The following is a 20,587-nucleotide window of genomic DNA, read 5'->3' on the forward strand; positions in this document are numbered from 1 at the left end:
CCCTGCGGTCTCCCGTCGGCCGTCAGCCGGCGAGTTCCTCCCGCAGTCGGCGGGCGGCACCGACCAGGCTGTCGAGCGAGGCCCGGGTCTCGGTCCAACCGCGGGTCTTCAGGCCGCAGTCGGGGTTGACCCACAGCCGCTCGGCGGGGATCGCGGCGAGCCCGGCCCGCAGCAGTTCGACGGCCTCGTCGGTACCGGGCACGCGCGGGGAGTGGATGTCCCACACACCGGGGCCGACCTCGCGCGGGTAGCCGGCCCGGGCCAGCTCTCCGGCGACCTCCATGTGCGAACGGGTGGCCTCCAGCGAGATCACGTCCGCGTCGAGCTCGTCGATCGCGGTCATGATGGCGCCGAACTCGGCGTAGCACATGTGGGTGTGGATCTGGGTGTCGGCCCGCACTCCGGAGGTGGCGAGGCGGAACGACTCGGTGGCCCAGTCGAGGTAGGCCGGACGGTCCGCGGCGCGCAGCGGCAGCGTCTCCCGCAGGGCGGGCTCGTCGACCTGGACGACGGCCGCCCCCGCGGCCTCCAGGTCGTCGACCTCGTCGCGCAGGGCGAGGGCGACCTGGCGGGCGGTGTCGCCGAGCGGCTGGTCGTCGCGGACGAAGGACCAGGCGAGCATGGTGACCGGGCCGGTGAGCATGCCCTTGACCGGGCGGTCGGTCAGGGACTGCGCGTAGCGGAACCAGTCGACGGTCATGGGGTGCGGGCGGGAGATGTCCCCGGCCAGTACCGGCGGCCGCACGTACCGGGTGCCGTAGGACTGGACCCAGCCCTGGCGGGTGGCGAGGTAGCCGGTGAGCTGTTCGGCGAAGTACTGGACCATGTCGTTGCGTTCGGGCTCGCCGTGCACCAGGACGTCCAGCCCGGCCTTCTCCTGGAAGGCGATCACCTCGCGGACCTCGGCCTCCATCCGCTCCCGGTAGGCGTCGGCGCCGATCCGGCCGGCCGTCAGGTCGGCCCGGGCGAGCCGCAGTTCGGAGGTCTGCGGGAAGGAGCCGATGGTGGTGGTCGGCAGCAGCGGCAGCCGGAGCCGGGCCCGCTGGGCCTCGGTGCGCTCCGGGTACGCCTGGGCGCGGCGGGCGTCCTCGGCGGTGGTGGCGGCGACCCGGGCGCGGACCGCCGGGTCACGGGTGATCGGGGAGGTGGCGCGGGAGGCGAGGTCGGCCCGGTTCGCGGCGAGTTCGGCGGTGATCGCGCCGGTGCCCTCGCGCAGGCCGCGGGCCAGGAGTGCGACCTCCTGCGCCTTCTGCCTGGCGAAGGCCAGCCAGCGCAGGATCTGCGGGTCGATGTCGCGCTCGGCATCGGCGTCGATCGGGACGTGCAGCAGCGAGCAGGAGGTGGCGACGTCGACGGTGTCGGCGAGGCCGAGCAGGGTGGCCAGGGTGGCGAGTGACTTCTCCAGGTCGTTGATCCAGATGTTGCGGCCGTCGACCACGCCCGCGACCAGGCGCTTGCCGGGCAGTCCACCGGCGGCGGCGAGGTCGTCCAGGTTGCCGGCCGCCGGTCCGGTGAAATCCAGCGCCAGTCCTTCGACCGGGGCCTTGGCGAGCACCGGCAGGGCCTCGCCGAGTCGGTCGAAGTAGCTGGCGACCAGCAGCTTCGGCCGGTCGGTGCGGGCTCCGAGCTCGCGGTAGGCGCGGGCGGCGGCGTTCAGCTCGGCCGGGGCGCGGTCCTGCACCAGGGCCGGCTCGTCGAGCTGGACCCAGGTGGCGCCGGCCGCGCGCAGGTCGGCGAGCAGGTCGGCGTAGACGGGCAGCAGCCGGTCCAGCAGGGTGATCGGCCGGAAGTCGGCGGCGACGCCGGGGGCCGGCTTGGCGAGCAGCAGGTAGGTGACCGGGCCGACCAGCACCGGGCGGGCGTCGTGGCCGGCAGCGAGCGCCTCGCGCAGCTCCGCGACGGCCTTGGCGGAGTCGGCGGTGAAGGCGGTGTCGGGGCCGAGTTCGGGTACCAGGTAGTGGTAGTTGGTGTCGAACCACTTGGTCATCTCCAGTGGCGCGACGTCCTGGGTGCCGCGCGCCATGGCGAAGTAGCCGTCGAGCGGGTCGGCGTCGACCGCCGCGCGGTGGCGGGCCGGGATCGCGCCGACGGCGACGGTGGTGTCCAGCACGTGGTCGTAGAGCGAGAAGTCGCCGGTGGGCACCTCCCGTACGCCCGCGTCGGCGAGCTGCTGCCAGTTCGCCCGGCGCAGGGCGGCCGCGGTGTCCTGGAGGGCGTCGGCGGTGACGGTGCCCTTCCAGTACCCCTCGATCGCCTTCTTGAGTTCCCGGCCCTGGCCCTGGCGGGGGTAGCCGTACACGGTGGCGCGGGTGGCCGCGGCTGCGGACTTCGCTGTCAAGGGACTCTCCTTCGCGAGTCTTGCTCCTCAAGTACCCGGTGAAGGGACGGGAGCGCGAAGGTACGACGAGCCGGACGGACACCCGTACCGGGTACGGCTCCGCCTGCTGTGTACGCCGACCCGCCCACGAGGTCACCGGATGTCCGCGCGCGATGGTCGCGCACGGGCAGCGGGCAGGTCTTCGGACTCGCGGGCACACCCGCCCGTATCAGGGCGGACACCTACTGGCCGTCGCTTCCCAGACCCTCCCGGGCCCAGTGCGTATGACGGCGGTCGTTCCCACTCACCGCTGCGGGGCAGTCCCGGATTCCCACCGGGTTCCCTCTTACGACACCCCGCCTGGCGGACGGGGTGAACCAGCTGCACCGCTCACCCTATGCCCACTGCCCCGGCCCGCGGTCCGAATGTCACCCGATCGCCCACATGGTGAGACTCCGTCGGGGTGGGATCCGCAGGTCGGGGGCCGCGTCGAGGTCGCGACGTCCGTCGGAACCCGGGCGCCGCACGGCCCCACCCCGGCGGCGGGTCAGCGGTGGGTGAACGACGGCGGGCGCTTCTCGGCGAAGGCCGCCATGCCCTCCTTCTGGTCGGCGGTGGCGAAGGTGGCGTGGAAGAGCCGGCGTTCGAAGCGCACGCCCTCCGCGAGGGTGGTTTCGAAGGCGCGGTTGACGCTCTCCTTCATCATGACGGCGGCCGGTCCGGACATCGCCGCGACGGCGTCGGCCGTGGCCATCGCCTGGGCGAGCAGATCCGCGGCGGGGACGATCCGGGACACCAGCCCGGCCCGCTCGGCCTCCTCCGCGTCCATCATCCGGCCGGTCAGGCACAGCTCCATCGCCTTGGCCTTGCCGACCGCCCGGGTGAGCCGCTGCGAGCCGCCGATCCCCGGGATGACGCCGAGCTTGATCTCCGGCTGGCCGAACTTCGCGGTGTCGGCGGCCAGCAGGATGTCGCACAGCATCGCCAACTCGCAGCCACCGCCCAGCGCGTAGCCCGCGACGGCCGCCACGACCGGCTTGCGCAGAGCGCCGAAGCGGTCCCAGGCGGCGAACCAGTCGCCGAGGTAGGCGCCGGCGAAGTCGAGCGACTGCATCTCCTTGATGTCGGCGCCGGCCGCGAAGGCCCGCTCCGAGCCGGTGACCACCAGGCAGCCGATCTCCGGATCCCGGTCGAACTCCGTTGCCGCGGCGACGACTTCGTTCATCAGCTGGGTGTTGAGCGCGTTCAGCGCCTTCGGCCGGTCGAGCGTGATCAGCCCGACCCGGCCCTTGCGCTCGACCAGGATCGTCCCGTAACCGGTCACTTGACGCCCTCCCTGATGCTGGTGATGATCGCGGAGAAGTCCAGGCCGCTGCCGTGTCCCTCGGCGAACTCCGCGTAGAGCCGGGCCGCCCGCCGGCCGAGCTCGACCGGTAGCCCGAAGGCCTCGGCCGCGCCCGCGGCCAGTCCGAGGTCCTTGGCCATCAGCGCCGCGGCGAACCCCGCCGCGTACTCGCGGTTGGCGGGGCTGGCCGGCACCGGGCCGGGCACCGGACAGTTGCTGGTCAGCGCCCAGCACTGCCCGGAGGCGGTCGACGCCACGTCGAACAGCGCCTGGTGGCTGAGCCCGAGGCTCTCGCCGAGCACGAACGCCTCGCTGACCGCGATCATCGAGATGCCGAGGATCATGTTGTTGCAGATCTTCGCCGCCTGCCCGGCCCCCGACGGTCCGCAGTGCACGACCTTGCGGCCCATCGTCTCGAGCACCGGCCGGGCCGCACCGAAGTCCGGTTCCGCCGCTCCCACCATGAAGGTGAGGCTCGCGGCCCGGGCCCCGGCCACGCCGCCGGACACCGGAGCGTCCACCGCCCGGTGGCCGGCCTGCACCGCCGAGGCGTACGCGGCCCGGGCGTCCGCCACGTCGATGGTGGAGCAGTCGACGAAGAGCGTCCCCGCTGGGGCGGCGGGCAGCAGGTCCGCGTAGGCGGACAGGACGTGCCGCCCGGCCGGGAGCATGGTGATCACGACCTCGGCCCCGGCCACGGCGTCGGCGGGCGAGGTCGCCGGCCGGACGCCTGCCGCCTCCGCCTGCCGTACCGCTGCCGGGGCGAGGTCGTAGCCCGCCACCCGGTGCCCGGCCTTGACGAGGTTGGCGGCCATCGGGCCACCCATGTTGCCGAGTCCGACGAATCCGATGCGGTGGGTCACCAGCGCTCCAGGGGTGTGGTGGTGGCGAGGCCGAGTTCCGCCGCGCCGAGCGGGGCGAAGTAGCGGTCGACGGCGGCGGGCGGGACGGCGTCCAGCGTGGCCGGGTCCCACCGCGGCGAACGGTCCTTGTCGATCACTTGGGCCCGGATGCCCTCGGCGAGGTCCGGGGTGGCGAGCGCCGCGCACGAGGTGCGGTACTCCTGGTCGAGGACGGCCTCCAGCGGGCCGAGCCTGCGGGCCCGGCGAAGGGCCGCCAGGGTCGCCTTGACGGCGGTCGGCGAATTGGCGGCGATCCGGTCGGCGGCCTCTTTCGCCTCGGGTTCGCCGGCGGCCCGCAGCCGCTCCAGGATCTCCTCGACGGTATCGGCCTGGTAGCAGGCGTCGATCCAGGCCCGCTGCCCTTCCAGCCGGCCGGGCGGCGCGGCCCCGACATGCCGCAGCAGGGCGTCGTGGACGGGCAGCGCGGCCAGGTCGTCGAGCAGCGCGGCCACCCGCTCGCCGGGGACGAAGTGGTCCGCGAGCCCGCAGGCCATCGCGTCGGCCGCGCCGGCCGAGCCCGCGGTCAGCGCGAGGTGGGTGCCCAGCTCGCCGGGGGCGAGCGCGAGCAGGTAGGTGCCGCCGACGTCGGGGACGAAGCCGATCCCGGCCTCCGGCATGGCGATCCGGGTGGTGCCGGTGACGATGCGTACGCTGCCGTGCGCCGAGACGCCGACGCCGCCGCCCATCACGATGCCGCTCATCACGGCGACGTAGGGCTTGGGGTAGCGGGCGATCCGGGCGTTGAGCCGGTACTCGTCGCGCCAGAACCCTTCGACGGCGGCCACGTCCCCGCCGGTGGCGGCGCGATGGATCGCGACGATGTCGCCCCCGGCGCAGAAGGCCCGGTCACCGGCGCCCGTGACGACGACCGTGGCGATCCGGTCGTCCCGCTCCCAGGCGTCGAGCGCCTCGGTGATCCGCCGCACCATGGGGTGGGTGAGGGCGTTGAGCGCCGTCGGCCGGTTGAGAACGATCCGGCCGGTCCGGCCCTCACGGCGGATCACGACCTCCTCGGTGTCGCTGTCGGACATCATGCGGCTCCGGTCAGGCCGCGGGCGACGATGACGCGCATGATCTCGTTGGTCCCTTCCAGGATCCGGTGCACCCGCAGGTCGCGGACGATCTTCTCGATGCCGTACTCGGCCAGGTAGCCGTAGCCGCCGTGGAGTTGGAGGGCCTGGTCGGCGACCTCGAACCCGGTGTCGGTGGCCAGGCGCTTGGCCATGGCGCACAGCTCGGGCGCGCGCGGGTCGGCGCGGTCCAGCGCGGCCGCCGCGCTCCGGACCAGGGCGCGGGCGGCCTCCAGTTCGGTGGCCATGTCGGCGAGCCGGAACTGCAGCGCCTGGGCGTGCAGCAGGACGGTCCCGAACGCCTCGCGGTCGGCGAGATGGGCGACGGCGCGGTCCAGCGCGGCCCGGGCGCCGCCGAGCGAGCAGGCCGCGATGCCGAGCCGGCCGCCGTTGAGGCCGGCCATGGCGATCCGGAAGCCGTCGCCCTCGGCACCGAGCAGGCGGTCGGCGGGCAGCCGGACACCGTCCAGCACGACCTGCCTGGTCGGCTGCGCGTTCCAGCCCATCTTCCGCTCGTTCGGGCCGAAGGACAGGCCGGGGTCGTCGCGGTCCACCAGGAAGGCCGAGATGCCCGCCGGTCCGGGCGCGCCGGTGCGCGCCATCACCAGGTACACCTGGGCGGCGCCTGCCCCCGAGATGAACTGCTTGACGCCGTCCAGCACCCAGCCGTCGCCGTCGCGGACCGCCCGGGTGGCGATCGCTCCGGCGTCGGAGCCGGCGCCCGGCTCGGTCAGGCAGTAGCTGCCCAGCTGTTCGGCCGTGCACAGGGCGGGGAGCCACCGGGCGCGCTGCTCCGCCGTGCCGTGCCGGTCGATCATCCAGCCGACCATGTTGTGGATGGAGAGGTAGGCGGCGATCGACGGGCAGCCGGTGGCCAGCGCCTCGAAGGCCACCACGCCGTCGAGGCGGCCGAGTTCGCAGCCGCCGACGTCTTCGCGGACGTACACGCCGGCCAGGCCCAGGTCGGCGGCCTTGCGCAGCACGTCCACCGGGAAGTGCTTGGTGCGGTCCCATTCGACCGCGTACGGGGCGAGGTGCTCGGCGGCGAAGGCGCGGGTGGCGTCGGCGATCGCCCGCTGGTCCTCGGTGAGGTCGTGCACGGCGCTCATCCCATCGTCGGAATGGTGAAGCTCGCGCCCTCCTTGACCCCGGAGGGCCAGCGCGAGGTGACGGTACGGGTGCGGGTGTAGAAGCGGATCGAGTCCGGCCCGTGCTGGTTGAGGTCGCCGAAGCCGGAGCGCTTCCAGCCGCCGAAGGTGTGGTAGGCGATCGGGACCGGGATCGGTACATTGACCCCGACCATGCCGGTGTTCACCCGGCGGGTGAAGTCGCGGGCGGTGTCGCCGTCCCGGGTGAAGATCGCCACTCCGTTGCCGAACTCGTGCTCGCTCGGCAGCCGCAGTGCCTCCTCGTAGTCGGCGGCGCGGACCACGCAGAGCACCGGGCCGAAGATCTCCTCGCGGTGGATGCGCATCGCCGGGGTGACCCGGTCGAACAGCGAGGCGCCGAGGAAGAAGCCGTCCTCGTGCCCCTCCAGCCGGAAGTCCCTTCCGTCGACGACGAGTTCGGCGCCCTCCCGGACGCCGATGTCCAGGTAGCCGCGGACCCGGTCCACCGCATCACGGCCGACCAGCGGGCCGAAGTCGGCGTCGGGATCGTCGGAGCGGCCCACCTTCAGCGCCGCGATGCGCTCCACCAGCTTCGCCACCAGGGCGTTCGCGGTCTCCTCGCCGACCGGGACGGCGACCGAGATCGCCATGCAGCGCTCGCCCGCCGAGCCGTACCCGGCGCCGACCAGGGCGTCGACGGCCTGGTCGAGGTCGGCGTCCGGCATGATGACCATGTGGTTCTTGGCGCCGCCGAAGCACTGCGCCCGCTTGCCGTGCGCGGCGGCGGTGGCGTAGACGTACTGGGCGACCGGGGTGGAGCCGACGAAGCCGAGCGCCTCGACCCGCGGGTCCTCCAGCAGGGTGTCGACGGCCTCCTTGTCGCCGTTGACCACGTTGAGCACGCCGGGCGGCAGGCCCGCCTCCAGGAACAGCTCCGCGAGGCGCAGCGGCACCGACGGGTCGCGCTCGGAGGGCTTGAGGATGAAGGCGTTGCCGCAGGCCAGCGCGGGCGCGGCCTTCCAGAGCGGGATCATCGCGGGGAAGTTGAACGGGGTGATGCCGGCGACCACGCCGAGCGGCTGGCGCATCGAGTACACGTCGATGCCGGAGCCGGCGTTGTCGGTGAACTCGCCCTTCAGCAGGTGCGGGATCCCGGCGGCGAACTCCACGACCTCCAGGCCGCGTTGGAGGTCGCCGTGGGCGTCGGCGACGGTCTTGCCGTGCTCCGCGGAGAGCAGCCGGGCCAGGCTGTCCTTCTCCTGCTCGACCAGTTGGAGGAAGCGCAGCAGTACCCGGGCCCGGCGCTGGGGGTTCCAGGCGGCCCACTCGGGCTGGGCCTGGGCCGCGTCGGCGATCGCGGTCCCGACCTCGGCGCGGCTCGCGAGCGGCACCCGGGCCTGGACCCGGCCGGTGTTGGGGTCGTGGACGTCGCCGAAGCGGCCGGAGGTGCCGGCGACGTGCTTGCCGGCGATGTAGTGGGTGAGTTCTCGGACCATCGGTTCCTTCTCTCGTCCTGGGTGCGGAGAGGTGCGGAGAGGAGGAGTGGAGGGCCGCCGTCGACGGGCGGGCGCACGGTGGTGCGACCGCCGTCCATCGGCCTGCGGCGGCCGGACGGGACGTCAGGGCGTGTGGGCCCCGGCGCTCGTCGGCGCAGGACAGCCAGGGGTGGTGGATCGGGAGCAGCCCGGAGTCATGGCGTGTCGTCTCCATCCTCGTGGAAAACACGGAACACCCGCGGCCGGTATCCTGACTCCCGGATCGACGCCCGTCCCCCGGCCTTCCCGGCTGGCTGCCAGTGGCCTTCACCTGCGAGGACGAACTCCCCGGTCACAGTGGCGGGACCGTGCCGGACTTGCACCGGCTTCCCTGACACCGCGGACCTGCCGTCGACCATATAGTTGGACGTCCTAGTAAGTCCAGGGCATCCGCCCCGATTCCTCGCCCGGGGCTCGGGCCGAGCCTCGCGGGCGGCACCCGCGTACCGTCCGGCCACGGGAGTCGCCGTCCGTCCCGGACCGTCCCGGTCCGCCACCCCGCGTACCGCTGCCGCCGGCCCCGCCGACGGGCCTGACCGGGTACCGGGATCCGCGACGTCCGCGCCGCCGACCAGGTGGGGTCGGGTACCCCCGATGCCGGTCCGGACGTGGATCGCACGGCCGCGGCGCCGCGGACATCCCGGACGCACCCAGGTCCTCTGCGTCGGCAACGACCCGCTGGTTCGGGCCCAGGGCCGCGCGCTGCTCGGGGAGAACCTCAGCCGGGTTCCGCGGGGGACGACGGAGGCGGTCGGCGGGCGGCTGCGGGGCGCGGCTCGACGGCGGGGCCTGCCGGGAGCGCCGGCTCGGCGGGGACCGGTCCCGGCGCCGGCTCCGGCACCGGGAGGTCGAGGCCGGGAACCGGCGGGACGACGTGGAAGGTGTTGGTGGTCAGCGCCTCGTCCAGCGCGCGGGTCGCGTCCCCGATCAGCTCCGGGTCGCCGAGGTTCCGGATGACCCGGCGGGCGTCCTCGACCCGTCCTTGGCCCGCCAGCGCGAGCATCAGGTGCTCGTGGGCGCCGTACCGGTAGGAGGAGTGGCGGGCGGTGGCCGCCAGTTCCTCGGCCCGGGCCGGCTCGCCGACGGCGACGAGCATGGCCGACAGCCCGCAGATCGCGCGGGACTGGTAGACGTCGTCCGGCTCGTCGGCCACGATCCGTTCCGCCGTCGCCACCACCCGCATGGCGCCGTCGGTGTCACCGAGGCCGGCGAGCGCCTCGGCCACCTCGCCGAGGGCGCCGACCCGGTCCTCGGAGTGGGTGGCGGCCAGCGCGGCCTGTTCGGCGAGGCCCAGCAGGCGCCGGGCCCCGGCCGTATCACCGGCCGCGTGGAGCACCGCGCCGAGGCCGGTGAGGGCGTTCGCCCGGTTGCTGCCGTAGTCGACGGCCCGGGCGATCGGCTCCGCCCGCTCGACGAGCCGCCGGGCGCCGACCGGGTCGCCGAGGGCGACCAGGGCCACCGCCGGGACCGCCAGCGCGAAGGCCCGCCGGTACGGGTTCTGCATCGCGGCGAGGTCCGGCGCGGCCTGCTCGGCGAGCCGCCTGGCCCGGTCGGCGCTGGTGCACTCGGTCAAGGCGCGCACCAACTCCGTTGCTGCGCACTGCTGGTGCCACGAGAAGACCGACCGATCGACTACGGACACCGCGTTCTCCCCGGGCTGTGGACACTCGTACGCAAGTACGCGGGCGGCCGCTGCGCCGGTTCACCGCACCGAGGAACTGCTGCACCGCACCCCCGAAGCGCCGGCCGGAGCTCGAGGTGGTCCTCGACGAAGCCGCGCTGCGCCACCCGGTCGGCCACCCGCGCCATGGCACTCCCCCGACGTGACCGTGCCGGCCGTGCCGGGAGAGCGCGGCGCACCCGCCGGACCGTCCGGAGCGTTCTCCACGTCGGTAGCAGTGGCGGGTTGATCCGGGGTCTGGTCGATCCAGTGCCTCCGCACCACCCGTCGCGCCTCGGATCCCGGCGCCGGGGTCCACGGCGGACGGCGGTGCGGGTCCCCGCCGACCCGGCAGGGACCCGCACCGACGGACCTCAGGGCCGGTCAGAGCAGCTTGATGCCGGTGATCCAGGCCTTGTTGCCGTCGACGACCCGGTTGGTCGCGCCCCGCCACTGGCGGGCCGGGGCCCCGTTGTCGGTACGCCAGTCGGCGACCTCCAGCAGCGCCGCGGAGTTGAGGTTGGACAGGCCCAGCTCCTTGTGGGGCCCGATCTCGCCCGAGTAGAGCCAGCCCTGGTTCCAGCCGCCGTGGCAGTCCCACTGGCGGGCCGGCGCACCGTCGTCCATCCGCCAGTCGGCGATCTCCAGGCACTTCCCGGAGTTGCGGTTGACCAGCATGGTGACGCCGCCGGCCTGCTTGAAGTCCCAGAGCTGGCTGGCGCCGCCGTGGCAGTCCCACTGCCGGACCGGGGCGCCGTTGTCGGTACGCCAGTCGGCGACCTCCAGGCACTTCCCGGAGTTGGCGTTCACCAGGGTGGTGGACTTCGGTGTGGTGAAGCCGCCGCCCGCCGCGGAGGCCGGGGTGGCGGGCAGGACGGCGAGGAACGTGACGGCGGCGCCTGCCACGGCCGCTGCCGCGCGGACACGGCGCAGCGGTGTACGGATGGTCATCGAGCTTCGATCCCCTTGCACGAGTCGCAGAACCGGCAGGGGCGGATCGCCCGGACGAGAGATCGCCCGGGTCCCGCGTCGGCCCGGGTGCGTGCCCGGGCGCCACGCCCGTCCGTCCCCGTCCCCCACGGCCCGCGCTCCCGCGCCGGGCCACCGACGTCGGCGAATGATACGACATCGAACCGACACCGACGGTGCCCGCCTCGGGGCGGCCGGACTACGGGGCACGGGACCGCTTGCGCCACGCACCGCGGACGTGACCGGCCGTCACGGCCCGGCCCGGCCGGGGCTGCTCGGGCGGAGAGGGCAGGATTCGAACCTGCGCGGGCCCTTGCGGACCCTGCTCGGCCGTTGCCGGCCAGGCACCCGATGAACCGCTCCGGGCACCTCTCCCAGTCCCGGGTTCCCGTTCTCCGGGACTCCCTGACGTGCCCTCAGCCTGGCCCATCCGCCTGACCGCAGGCTGACACCCCGCTGACCGCGGCTGCCCCGGCCGGGCGGACGGATCTCCGCTTGACCACTACGGGTGACTTTCGGGCCCGCCACGTGCCGCCGGTCGGGATCAGGGCCGCTCCGTCCCGAATCATCGGCGGTGCGGCCCACCGCGCCGACCCGCCCCGGAACAGCAAGGACCTCCCGCTCATGAAGGTGCTCTCCGCACGCTCCGCCACCGTCGTCGCCTCCGCCGCGCTCCTGATCGCGGGCACGGCGGCCCGGGTGTCGGCAGACAGCCCCGCGGTGCCCGCGTTCGGCTCGGCCATCGTGGTGAACAACGGCGACGGCAACGTCACCAACGTCGGTGCCAACAACAGTGCCGCCGGCCACGACAACACCACCGGCACCGGTCACATCACCGGCACCGGCCACACCGTCGGCGCGACCGGTCCGGTCACCTCCCCGTCGGCAACCATGCTGGTGGGCGACGGAGTCATCCAGTCGTCCAACCTCGCGACCGTCCCGGTCACCGTGACCTGCACCCTCGGTTACACGATCCAGTGGGTGAACGTGGACCTGCCGGACTTCGACGCCGGCGCACACACGGTCCAGGTCGACACCCCCTGCACCGGGCGGCCGCAGATCTTCAACCTGCGCGTCTTCGGCCCGAACCCCCTGACCCCGGGCCGCACCGAGGCCGATCCCGGCTCGTACATCCCGCAGACCTCCCCGGGAAGCCTCCCGGCGAACTTCCCCCCGAACCTCGACACCGACCCGAACCCGCAGACGATCACCCTCGCGAACCCCTGAGCATCCGCCGGCCCCGGGCCGCGGGCGAGCACATCCGACTCGCGGCCGGGCGGCCGGAATATCAGGCCGCGTATACTGGAATATCGCCTCCAGCGCCACTCGATCGACCATTTACCCGCCCAATCGACAGGAGGCATGATGATCGGCGTGCTCGTGACGTTCACGCAGCCCGACAAGTTCGACCGTTCAACTCTCGCCAAGATTGCGAGCGACCTCCGGGCGCCGTTCGAAGGCATGGACGGCCTTCGCTTCAAGAGCTTCATGCTCGACGAAGGCGGCGTTCAGGCGCGGAACTTCTACCTCTGGGACGACGAGGCGAAGGCCCGCGCATTTTTCACGGCGGAGATCGTCGAAAAGGTGACGGGAATTTACGGCGTCCCGCCGAAAATCGAATACCTCGACGTCGTGGGACTCGTCGACAACAGCGGCGTCTGATTCTCCGGACGACTGCCGCACGCCCCTGACGCCATCGAGCGGTTCCGCCCCGAGGACGGACGACCACTCCGCCCAGGGGCGACCGGAGGCACCCCTTCTCTCCCGCGCCAGCCCGGGCTCCGCCACCGGGTCAGCCCGACCTCGCGAGCCCCGGCGCTTGACACCTCGAAAGTGTGAGTGGTTGAGTACTCACATGCAAACGGAACGCCAACGCCAACTCTCCACCGCCGAGGAACGCCGCGACACGGTGCTGCGCACCGCGATCGGCGCCTTCGCCTCGCGGGGTTACTTCGGCACCACGACGACGGAGGTCGCCAAGGCCGCCGGGATCTCGCAGGCGTACGTCTACCGGCTCTTCCCCAGCAAGGAAGCCCTGTTCGTCGCCGTGGTCGAGTACTGCTTCGTCCGGGTGCGGGCCAGCCTGGAGGGCGGCGCGGCCGCCGCCGAGGGCAGCTCGCCGGAGGCCGTGCTGTACGCGATGGGTGATGCCTACGCCCGGCTGATCAGCGACAAGGATCTGCTGCTGGTGCAGATGCACGCCCAGGCCGCCGCGGTCTCCGAGCCGGCGATCCGCGACGCCGTGCGGGCCGGGTACGCCCGCATGGTCGAGTACGTCCGCGGGGCCTCCGGGGGTGATGACCGGCAGGTCCAGGAGTTCTTCGCCGTCGGCATGCTGTGTCACCTGGTGGCCGCGATGGACGCCGACAAGGTGGACGCGCCCTGGACGCGCACCCTCACGGCGGGCATCCGGCACTACTGAGGACCCGCCCGCAACGTGGCAGCCCATCGACAGCGGGCTGCCGCTTCTTCGGGCCAAAGAGTGAGTGATTAACCACTCCTAGATCTGACCCTCCCCCCAGACCCGGAAGGACACGAGCCACCATGAACACCGACTCCGCCAACACCACCGCCGCCACCGCGATCACCGGCCCCGAGACCACCGTCGACGAGAACGCCCCCGTCGTCGTCCGGCTGTCGACCACGGTGAACGCCCCGCTGGCCGCCGTCTGGCGCCTGCACACCGACATCAACGCGTGGGCGGACTGGCACCCGGACGTCACCAGGGCCGCGATCCTCGGCCCGCTCGTCCCGGGCACCTCCTTCCGCTGGTCCACCCACGGGCTCGACATCACCTCCACCGTCCTCCAGGTCGTGCCGGGCGAGCGGATCGTCTGGGGCGGCCCGGTGCAGGGCATCGACGGCATCCACGTGTGGACCTTCGAGGAGTCTGAGGGCGTCGTCACGGTCCGCACCGAGGAGTCCTGGGCCGGCGCCCCGGTCGACGCCGAGCCGGAGCTGCTCGGCGACGCGCTCCGGCAGTCCCTGGAGACCTGGCTCCACGAGCTCAAGGCACGCGCCGAGCGCCGGTGACGCCCGCCGCAAGGCACAGGACACACGACACACCCCACGAGCCCCACGAGCCCCACTAGCCCTACCCACCCCACGACAGACCCGAGGAACCCGCCATGACCAGCAGCAAGCCGTACCTGACCGGCCACTACACCCCCGTCGCCGACGAGATCACCGCCACCGGCCTCACCGTCGAGGGCACCCTGCCCCCCGAACTGACCGGCCGTCTGATCCGCAACAGCCACAACCCCAAGCCCGGCGTCACCCCCACCCACTGGTTCAAGGGCAGCGGCATGGTCCACGGCATCCGGCTGCGTGACGGCCGCGCCGAGTGGTACCGCAACCGCTGGGTGCACACCCCGGCCCTCGAGGGCGCGCCGTACATGACCGAGCACGGCCCCGACCTGACCGCCAGCACCGCCGGCACCCACGTCATCGAGCACGGCGGCCGACTGCTCGCACTCTGCGAGGCCAACCTGCCGTTCGAGCTGACCCGGGACCTGGAGACCGTCGGCGCCTACGACTTCAACGGCAAGCTGACCTCGGCCATGACCGCGCACCCCAAGGAGGATCCGGCCACCGGCGAGCTGCACTTCTTCGCTTCTTCGCCCTTCCCGCCCTACCTGATCCACCACGTCGCCTCGGCCGACGGCCAGGTCCTGACGAGCCAGGAGGTGCCGGGAGCGAGCGCCGCGCTGAAGCACGACTTCGCCATCACCGAGCACCACGTGGTCTTCCTGGAGGGCTCGGTCACCTTCGACCCGAACGAGCACTCCGGCATCCCGTACGGCTGGAGCGACGCACAGACGTCGCGGATCGGCGTGATGCCGCGCGGCGAAGGCGGCGCGGCCAAGGTCCGCTGGTTCGAGATCGGCCAGGGCTACGCGATGCACCTCGCCAACGCGTACGAGGACGCCCGCGGCCGGATCGTGGTCGAGGGGCCCGCGGTGGGCCGCGCCGGCTGGCAGCGTTCGTGGAACTGGTGGGTCGGCGCTCCGGACCGCGGCGCAGAGCCCAACTCCGGTTCGCGCAGCCGCCGCTGGACCATCGACCTGGGCGCAGGCCGGGTCACCGAGCAGGACACGGACGACCTGGTGGTGGAGTTCCCGACCATCAACGACGCCTTCATCGGCCGCGAACACCGCTTCCAGTACGCGCTGGCCTTCCCGGACGACCAGGGCATCGGCAACCACACCCTGGTCAAGTACGACCGCGCCACCGGCGCCCGGCAGCTCCGTCCGGTCGGCACCGGGCAACTCCCCAGCGAGGCGGTGTTCGTGGCGTCCGCCGACGCTGCGGGCGAGGACTCCGGGTACCTGCTGACCGTGGTCAGCGACCTGAACGCGGACGCCTCGAAGCTGCTCGTCCTGGACGCCTCCGACCTGACCCTGCCGCCGGTCGCCACCGTCCACCTGCCCCGCCGGGTCCCCGCCATGATCCACGGCTCCTGGATCCCGGACGCCGACCTGGCCTGACCGCCCACCTGACCACCGGACCACCGGACCACCGGACCACCAACACCCACCCTCCACCACCAACAACCCCGAGGAGAAAACGATGTCGGAGAACCACACCGAGCTTCCCGTGTCCCTGGAGAAGCAGAGCGACCGGCACTGCGCCGAGCAGGTCGACAGTGCGGCCCGGAGGACGGACAAGAAGGCCGACAAGAAGGCTGACAAGAAGCGCCGCCGCACCCGGCAGCGGGCCGCCGAAGCCGCCGTCTACACCGGACTGGGCGTGGCCGCCCTCGCCGAACCGTGGCTGCTGCTGCTCATCGTGCCGGCCCTGCTGCTCGCCCTGCGTGACTGACCCGCCGCGCCTCCGCCTCTGGGAGCCCGCCACCCGTACCACGGGGTGACGGGCTCCAGGCGTCCCCGCCGAACGGCCGCCGCACCGGGTCCGGGACGACCGGCCCGACATCAGCTGGCCCGCCCACTGGGTGGTAACTGGAGTACGAGCGGGTTCCCGAGAATGCCGAGCGGCGCGTCGTTCCATCTCAGCTGGCTGGCGGCTCATCGGGCCCGCTGAGCGACCATCCCGGATTTTGAGCTGATCTCCTGAACTTCAGGTGTTGCTGCTGCAATGTCTGGGTCCGTTGGGACCGTTGATGCGCGCAGCGGCATACTGGCGGGATGAAGTTCGGGGTGGGGTCCGGCGAGGTTTACTGGGGTGGCGGGGTGCTCCAGGAGACGCTGGGGCGTGTGGCGGAGGGCCTCGGGGTCGTCTTGCCTGCGCCGGACGGGCAGTGGAGCGGCATAGCGGTGTACGTCGACTCGGGGCTCGGCCGGCGGGTGTCGGTGCGTCCGGCCGACGGGCAGCGGCCTGCCTTCTGGGTGTATCTCCAGAGCAACGGCCGGAGCCTGGCCTGCGGGTGGACCGCCGATCCGGCCGAGGTGGTCAGGGCGGTGGTGGCCTGGACCGGTGGAGCGGGTCTCGAGGAGACCAAGGAACAGGCTCCGTGCATCGAGTTCCGCCCTTGGGCCCTCGCGCACGAGCGGGAGCCGCTCGGTGTTGTCGAGCTGGCGTGGTGCCTCAAGCTCGACGGCATCCACATGCCGCCGATGAACCGGTTCCCGCGCGTGCATGCGCTGTTGGCGGCCGCGTACAGCCAGCCGGCGCTCCGCCAACTGATGCCGGTGACCAGCCACTTCACCCTCTGGTTCTCCACCAGTACCACGGCGCGACGGAGTACGACACAGGTCGGGTACACGATCTGGCCGCACGACGAAGGGTTCTACGGGGTACGGAACCGGAGCGAGTTGCTCGCGCGCTTCGAGACGCCGGATGAAGCCGTCGCCTTCGTGGTCGCCGTCCTGCCGGAGGGGATCGGGCCGGCGCGTTAAGACGTTGTTCGAGCGGTAGCGGCAGCGGTCGTGTTCGTCCCCACGCCCGGGTGCACCTGGCCCCAGCGCTCTTGATCGCCAGGGCACCACCTGGTCATCAGACCGTCTCTCCTCCCGCTTTCCGTTCTGTCGCGCGCCTATTCGCCTCTTCGAGCGTGGCCTGCCATCGCCTGTCGACTTCGGCAGGTCTCTGGTGCCCGCACTCGATGAGGTTGCCCGCCCGGTCGGCGACTTCCGCGTAGAAGTCACCGTTCTCGATCCAGACGGCGACGTTCTCGATCCCCGCCGACCGGTCGTTGTCATCCACCCAGAAGGTCATGGAGAAGGCCGGCTCATCGCCGTTGTAGTCGGATCGAACCCGGAACGTCTCGTCCGGCCTGAGCCATCGATCCTCACCCAGTGGTTCAAGCCACATGACGAGCCAACCCTTGGAACCGTTGCGGACATCCATGACAGCCATGTCCGCAACACTAGCCGCGCCCACGATTCAGCCTGCTTCGTCGATCCAACCCCGGCAGCCCGTGGGGCGCGTCCAGCAGCCGTCACGGTGCTTTGGTGGAGCCTTCGAATCCCGCCCAGAAATCGGCGAACCCGCTCGCTTCGGCGGGCGGCATGCTCGACCCCGGCGAGACCCCCGACGGTGTCATGGCGGCCGCGGAGATCTCCGCGATCGTCCTGGACCCGGCGGAGCACACCGACCACGCGGTGCGCAGCCTGCGGGAGTGGGAGCCGCTGGTGCCGGCGGAGCAGTTCGAGTTGCTCGGGCGGCTCGGCGAGGCGCGCCGCAGCGGCGTCCCGTTCCATCTCGCCGCACCCGACCAGGAGTTCTCCTGACCCCACGGCCGCGAGTCACTGCGTCCGTCGGGCGTTACGGCGTGATACGACTGAGCCGCCGCTCGGCATCGGGCACGCCGGGCGCGCCGCCGCCCGAGCACGCTCCCGCTCGCACCGACCGTTCCGGAGAGACGACGTGTACGACATCTTGGCCAGCGTCCTGACCGACCGGTTCCAGGTGCGGCCCGAACTGCTCTCCCCCACCGCCACCCCGGCGGCGCTGGGCCTGGACTCGCTCTTCGCGGTGGAACTCTCCATCGTGCTGGAGGAGGACTCGGGGCTGGTGATCGACCAGGACGAGCTGGCGGACGCGCCGACCCTGGCCGACATCGCGCAGCTGATGCGGGACAGGGCCGGTGTGCCGTCCGGAGTCCGGCGCCCGTGACGAGGTGATGGTGACGACGCCGTGAACCGTCACCCCGGGAGCGCGGACAGCACGCTCTGCACGGACTCGTCGGCGATCCGCCGTGCGCGCGCCTGCGGGACGAGGTGCTCGACATGGCTGAAGTTCCAGGCGAGTCGGCCGTGGCAGGTGGTGGCCGTCGCCACGATCGCGCCCATGATCGAGATGCCCGTCAGGAACTGGGCGTCGCTGACCTGCCAGGGGCCGACCCGGTCGGGGAACGCGTAGCGGCCGACGTTGGACAGGCACAGGTTGATCGGTCCCCGCTCGTCCATGAACCGCATGAACGCCTCGCACTCCTGCGGCGAGTCCAGCCCTGCCCAGCGCGGCAGGCTGAGCATGGCCAGGTGGTCCTGGCGGGCCCGGCGGCGCACCAGGTCCTGGCTGATCTCCCGGGCCGTCGACCACAGCGGCCGGTCGGGCTCGTAGCGGACCCGGGAGGGGACGGTGGCCACGTAGGTGCCGGCCTCGTCGAGGGCGACGGCCGGGTCGAGATCGCCCCGGAAGTCGACCGGCGAGCCGATCGAGACGTGCCCGCCCGCCGGGGTCCCGGCATCCCGCGCGACGGCCGTCACCATCGCGGCGGCCAGCACCCCGTGGACCGTGGTGCCGTGGCGCGCGGCCGCCTCCACCAGCAGGTCCAGCCGGTCGGCGCCGAGGTACCGGTGCACCATCCGGGTACGCCGCTGCTCGAACGGCACCTGCCGGCTCGGGACGACCCGCTGGGCGGGGCTCGCCCCGGCGTCCGCCTCGTCGCGCGCCATCATGGCCTCGAGCCCGGCGACGCCCGCCGCGCCACGGTGGCGGCGCGGGAGCAGGTCCTCGGTCGCGGGCCGTACGGGCAGCGGGGTGAGCGGCAGCGGTGCACCGGTGGCGGCCCGGGCGGCGAGGTCGATCCACTCCCGGAGCAGGGACAGGCAGGTCTTGCCATCGGCGATGGTGTGCGATGCCGTCAGCAGCAGGTCGTGGACGCGTCCCTGGTCCCCGCCGCCGGTCCCGCCGGAGGTGATCACCACCGCGCGCATCAGCGGCCCGGTGCCCGAATCGAGGGACTCCGCCAGTTCGTGGTCGTTGACCTCCCGCTCCCACCGGGTGTCGGCCTCGGGGTCGTCGGGTGGCAGCTCGACGTGCCGCAGCGGGATCTGCTGTCCGTCGCACGGGGTGAAGGCCGGGCGCGCTCCGGTGCCGTCGTCGGTGATCGCGACGCGCAGCAGGGGGTGCCGGAGCTGGAGCGCGTCGAGCGCGCGGCGGTGCAGCGCCGGGGGCAGGTGCCCGTGGACGCGGGCCCGGGCGAGGACGTTGAGGGGCGAGGTCCGGTCGGCGATCCGGTACAGGCGCTCCAGGGGGCTGAGTTCGCGCCGCACGTCGCCCGGTCCGGCGGCCGGGGAGTGCGGGTAGGTGAGCGCCGAGGTCAGCCTCCGGGCGAGGATCTGGCGGGGTACCAGCCGGAAGTAGCCGTCCCGGAGCAGGCGCCGGGCGGGGCGGGCCGCCTGTTCCAGGTCGCTGACGGCCCGGGATTCGGCCACCATGGCCCGCGCCCGGTCGCGGCGGCGGTCCTCGTAGGCGCGCAGGGCCGGCGCGGGGTCGTCGCCGGTGGTGGTCCCGGCGAGCTTTCCGGCCAGTACGACGGCGTCCTCGATGGCCATGGCCGCCCCTTGGGCGAGCGCCGTCAGCATGGGGTGCGCGGCGTCGCCGAGCAGGGTGATGCGGCCGTCGCCCCACCGTTCCAGGAAGGCGCGGTCCCGGGAGGGGACGGTGAGGATGGACTGCGGCGGGGTGACCCGGATGGCTTCCCGCACTTCGTCCGCCCAGTCGGCGTAGGCGTCGGTGAGGGTGTCCTTGACGTGGCCGGCGGTCGGCCCGTCGGCGGTCGGCCCGCCGGTGGACGCGGCCACGGCCGTGGCCGTGCTCGTGGTCGCCCACCAGTAGCAGCGGCCGTGGCCGATGTCGATCAGGCCGAAGCGCTGTCCGCTGCCCCAGTAGTGGCGGACACCGCCCGGGGTGAGGAGCGGGTGCCGGAAGGGGACGATGCCGAGCCGGACGAGGTAGCCGCCGTCCCGGGCGGTCTCGGGGCCGACGAGGTGGCGGCGGACCGCGGAGTTGATGCCGTCGGCGCCGATCAGGACGTCCCCGCTCGCCGAACGGCCGTCCGTGAACCGGACGGTGACGCCCGCGCCGGTGGTCCCGAAGCCGGCGGCGGTCGCCCCCAGGTGGATCGGGCAGTCCCCGAGTTCCGTGAGCAGCGCCTCGTGGAGCTCGGCGCGGCCGAGGCAGTAGCTGGGCGCCCCGACCGTGTCGCAGACCTCCTTGAACGGCAGGTCCCTGATCTTCCGGCCGCGCCGGTCCATGATCCTGAACGATTCGACGGCCCGGCCGCGCTTGTCGAGTGCGAGGTCGATGCCGAGGGTGGCGAGGGCGGTGACGGCGTTGCTCATGACCGACAGGGCCGAGCCGGTGGTGCGCAGCTCGGTGGCGCGCTCGTACACCTCGACGTCGAGGCCGACGCGCCGCAGGGTGAGCGCGCAGGCGAGGCCGCCGACGCCGGCGCCGATGACCAGGGCCTTGGCCCGCTGTCGGGTTGTCATGGT

General features: G+C 72.9%; 19 protein-coding genes, 1 tRNA gene and 2 riboswitches. Of the genes, 9 read left to right on the forward strand and 11 right to left on the reverse strand.

Going from position 1 to position 20,587, the window contains the following annotated elements; translation table 11 throughout:
• Window positions 1-22 precede the first annotated feature (22 nt).
• From metE to AC2TEW_RS22840, 9 genes are all read right to left on the reverse strand, one after another.
• A complete protein-coding gene (gene metE, locus AC2TEW_RS22800) occupies window positions 23-2,338 on the reverse strand; it encodes a 5-methyltetrahydropteroyltriglutamate--homocysteine S-methyltransferase (RefSeq protein ID WP_484625182.1) in 2,316 nt (771 codons plus the stop codon).
• A gap of 155 nt (window positions 2,339-2,493) precedes the next feature.
• A riboswitch (cobalamin riboswitch) is annotated at window positions 2,494-2,714 on the reverse strand.
• Between the two features lie 150 nt (window positions 2,715-2,864).
• Window positions 2,865-3,641, reverse strand: coding sequence for an enoyl-CoA hydratase (locus AC2TEW_RS22805; RefSeq protein WP_484625183.1), 777 nt, complete (start codon window positions 3,639-3,641; stop codon window positions 2,865-2,867).
• Window positions 3,638-4,525 (reverse strand): 3-hydroxyisobutyrate dehydrogenase, encoded by an 888-nt coding sequence (gene mmsB, locus AC2TEW_RS22810; protein ID WP_484625184.1) that lies wholly within the window; start codon window positions 4,523-4,525, stop codon window positions 3,638-3,640. Before mmsB ends, AC2TEW_RS22805 begins: the two co-directional genes overlap by 4 nt.
• On the reverse strand, window positions 4,522-5,595 hold the full coding sequence (locus AC2TEW_RS22815) for an enoyl-CoA hydratase/isomerase family protein (RefSeq protein ID WP_484625311.1): 1,074 nt from the start codon (window positions 5,593-5,595) through the stop codon (window positions 4,522-4,524). Before AC2TEW_RS22815 ends, mmsB begins: the two co-directional genes overlap by 4 nt.
• On the reverse strand, window positions 5,595-6,743 hold the full coding sequence (locus AC2TEW_RS22820; RefSeq protein WP_484625185.1) for an acyl-CoA dehydrogenase family protein: 1,149 nt from the start codon (window positions 6,741-6,743) through the stop codon (window positions 5,595-5,597). Before AC2TEW_RS22820 ends, AC2TEW_RS22815 begins: the two co-directional genes overlap by 1 nt.
• The gene (locus AC2TEW_RS22825; RefSeq protein WP_484625186.1) at window positions 6,740-8,239 is read right to left on the reverse strand and encodes a CoA-acylating methylmalonate-semialdehyde dehydrogenase; all 1,500 of its coding nucleotides are present in this window, start codon (window positions 8,237-8,239) and stop codon (window positions 6,740-6,742) included. The genes AC2TEW_RS22820 and AC2TEW_RS22825 overlap by 4 nt, the downstream gene beginning before the upstream one ends.
• Before the next feature lie 223 nt (window positions 8,240-8,462).
• A riboswitch (cobalamin riboswitch) is annotated at window positions 8,463-8,635 on the reverse strand.
• A gap of 361 nt (window positions 8,636-8,996) precedes the next feature.
• Window positions 8,997-9,920 (reverse strand): tetratricopeptide repeat-containing protein, encoded by a 924-nt coding sequence (locus tag AC2TEW_RS22830; RefSeq protein ID WP_484625187.1) that lies wholly within the window; start codon window positions 9,918-9,920, stop codon window positions 8,997-8,999.
• 402 nt (window positions 9,921-10,322) lie between these two features.
• A complete protein-coding gene (locus tag AC2TEW_RS22835; protein ID WP_484625188.1) occupies window positions 10,323-10,889 on the reverse strand; it encodes an RICIN domain-containing protein in 567 nt (188 codons plus the stop codon).
• A 298-nt stretch (window positions 10,890-11,187) separates the two neighbouring features.
• Window positions 11,188-11,282, reverse strand: a tRNA-Cys gene (locus AC2TEW_RS22840).
• Window positions 11,283-11,531: 249 nt separating this feature from the next.
• Between AC2TEW_RS22840 and AC2TEW_RS22845 the strand changes: the two genes are divergently transcribed.
• The 7 genes from AC2TEW_RS22845 to AC2TEW_RS22875 all read left to right on the forward strand — a co-directional run bounded on the left by AC2TEW_RS22845 (window position 11,532) and on the right by AC2TEW_RS22875 (window position 16,762).
• Window positions 11,532-12,134 carry a hypothetical protein gene (locus AC2TEW_RS22845; protein ID WP_484625189.1) on the forward strand — a complete coding sequence of 201 codons (603 nt, stop codon included), beginning with the start codon at window positions 11,532-11,534 and terminating at the stop codon, window positions 12,132-12,134.
• 138 nt (window positions 12,135-12,272) lie between these two features.
• The gene (locus AC2TEW_RS22850; protein ID WP_484625190.1) at window positions 12,273-12,569 is read left to right on the forward strand and encodes a hypothetical protein; all 297 of its coding nucleotides are present in this window, start codon (window positions 12,273-12,275) and stop codon (window positions 12,567-12,569) included.
• Window positions 12,570-12,762: 193 nt separating this feature from the next.
• Window positions 12,763-13,329, forward strand: a complete 567-nt coding sequence (locus tag AC2TEW_RS22855; RefSeq protein WP_484625191.1) for a TetR/AcrR family transcriptional regulator — start codon at window positions 12,763-12,765, stop codon at window positions 13,327-13,329.
• A gap of 122 nt (window positions 13,330-13,451) precedes the next feature.
• Window positions 13,452-13,940: an SRPBCC family protein gene (locus tag AC2TEW_RS22860; RefSeq protein WP_484625192.1), complete on the forward strand. Its 489-nt coding sequence runs from the start codon at window positions 13,452-13,454 to the stop codon at window positions 13,938-13,940.
• A gap of 95 nt (window positions 13,941-14,035) precedes the next feature.
• The gene (locus AC2TEW_RS22865) at window positions 14,036-15,394 is read left to right on the forward strand and encodes a carotenoid oxygenase family protein (RefSeq protein WP_484625193.1); all 1,359 of its coding nucleotides are present in this window, start codon (window positions 14,036-14,038) and stop codon (window positions 15,392-15,394) included.
• 82 nt (window positions 15,395-15,476) lie between these two features.
• The gene (locus tag AC2TEW_RS22870; protein WP_484625194.1) at window positions 15,477-15,728 is read left to right on the forward strand and encodes a hypothetical protein; all 252 of its coding nucleotides are present in this window, start codon (window positions 15,477-15,479) and stop codon (window positions 15,726-15,728) included.
• Between the two features lie 323 nt (window positions 15,729-16,051).
• On the forward strand, window positions 16,052-16,762 hold the full coding sequence (locus AC2TEW_RS22875; protein ID WP_484625195.1) for a DUF6193 family natural product biosynthesis protein: 711 nt from the start codon (window positions 16,052-16,054) through the stop codon (window positions 16,760-16,762).
• A gap of 97 nt (window positions 16,763-16,859) precedes the next feature.
• On the opposite strand, the gene AC2TEW_RS22880 is transcribed toward AC2TEW_RS22875, so the two are convergent.
• Entirely contained in the window at window positions 16,860-17,222 is a 363-nt protein-coding gene (locus AC2TEW_RS22880; RefSeq protein WP_484625196.1) for a hypothetical protein, read from the reverse strand.
• Between the two features lie 95 nt (window positions 17,223-17,317).
• Here AC2TEW_RS22880 and AC2TEW_RS22885 point away from each other — a divergent pair, with 95 nt between their 5' ends.
• Both AC2TEW_RS22885 and AC2TEW_RS22890 read left to right on the forward strand, forming a co-directional pair.
• The gene (locus tag AC2TEW_RS22885) at window positions 17,318-17,596 is read left to right on the forward strand and encodes a hypothetical protein (RefSeq protein WP_484625197.1); all 279 of its coding nucleotides are present in this window, start codon (window positions 17,318-17,320) and stop codon (window positions 17,594-17,596) included.
• A gap of 136 nt (window positions 17,597-17,732) precedes the next feature.
• A complete protein-coding gene (locus tag AC2TEW_RS22890) occupies window positions 17,733-17,981 on the forward strand; it encodes an acyl carrier protein (protein ID WP_484625198.1) in 249 nt (82 codons plus the stop codon).
• A gap of 29 nt (window positions 17,982-18,010) precedes the next feature.
• On the opposite strand, the gene AC2TEW_RS22895 is transcribed toward AC2TEW_RS22890, so the two are convergent.
• Entirely contained in the window at window positions 18,011-20,584 is a 2,574-nt protein-coding gene (locus AC2TEW_RS22895) for an FAD-dependent monooxygenase (RefSeq protein WP_484625199.1), read from the reverse strand.
• Between the last annotated feature and the right edge of the window lie 3 nt (window positions 20,585-20,587).

The organism is Kitasatospora sp. NEAU-CNBT7 (assembly GCF_057220535.1).

Excerpts from the sequence above, each read along its gene's own strand:
- AC2TEW_RS22880 (WP_484625196.1), bottom strand. The coding sequence starts at position 17,222 with ATGGCTGTCATGGATGTCCGCAACGGTTCCAAGGGTTGGCTCGTCATG.
- AC2TEW_RS22820 (WP_484625185.1), bottom strand. The coding sequence starts at position 6,743 with ATGAGCGCCGTGCACGACCTCACCGAGGACCAGCGGGCGATCGCCGAC.
- AC2TEW_RS22865 (WP_484625193.1), top strand. The coding sequence starts at position 14,036 with ATGACCAGCAGCAAGCCGTACCTGACCGGCCACTACACCCCCGTCGCC.
- AC2TEW_RS22860 (WP_484625192.1), top strand. The coding sequence starts at position 13,452 with ATGAACACCGACTCCGCCAACACCACCGCCGCCACCGCGATCACCGGC.
- AC2TEW_RS22845 (WP_484625189.1), top strand. The coding sequence starts at position 11,532 with ATGAAGGTGCTCTCCGCACGCTCCGCCACCGTCGTCGCCTCCGCCGCG.
- AC2TEW_RS22815 (WP_484625311.1), bottom strand. The coding sequence starts at position 5,595 with ATGTCCGACAGCGACACCGAGGAGGTCGTGATCCGCCGTGAGGGCCGG.
- AC2TEW_RS22825 (WP_484625186.1), bottom strand. The coding sequence starts at position 8,239 with ATGGTCCGAGAACTCACCCACTACATCGCCGGCAAGCACGTCGCCGGC.
- AC2TEW_RS22855 (WP_484625191.1), top strand. The coding sequence starts at position 12,763 with ATGCAAACGGAACGCCAACGCCAACTCTCCACCGCCGAGGAACGCCGC.
- AC2TEW_RS22835 (WP_484625188.1), bottom strand. The coding sequence starts at position 10,889 with ATGACCATCCGTACACCGCTGCGCCGTGTCCGCGCGGCAGCGGCCGTG.
- AC2TEW_RS22870 (WP_484625194.1), top strand. The coding sequence starts at position 15,477 with ATGTCGGAGAACCACACCGAGCTTCCCGTGTCCCTGGAGAAGCAGAGC.
- AC2TEW_RS22850 (WP_484625190.1), top strand. The coding sequence starts at position 12,273 with ATGATCGGCGTGCTCGTGACGTTCACGCAGCCCGACAAGTTCGACCGT.
- AC2TEW_RS22875 (WP_484625195.1), top strand. The coding sequence starts at position 16,052 with ATGAAGTTCGGGGTGGGGTCCGGCGAGGTTTACTGGGGTGGCGGGGTG.
- AC2TEW_RS22895 (WP_484625199.1), bottom strand. The coding sequence starts at position 20,584 with ATGACAACCCGACAGCGGGCCAAGGCCCTGGTCATCGGCGCCGGCGTC.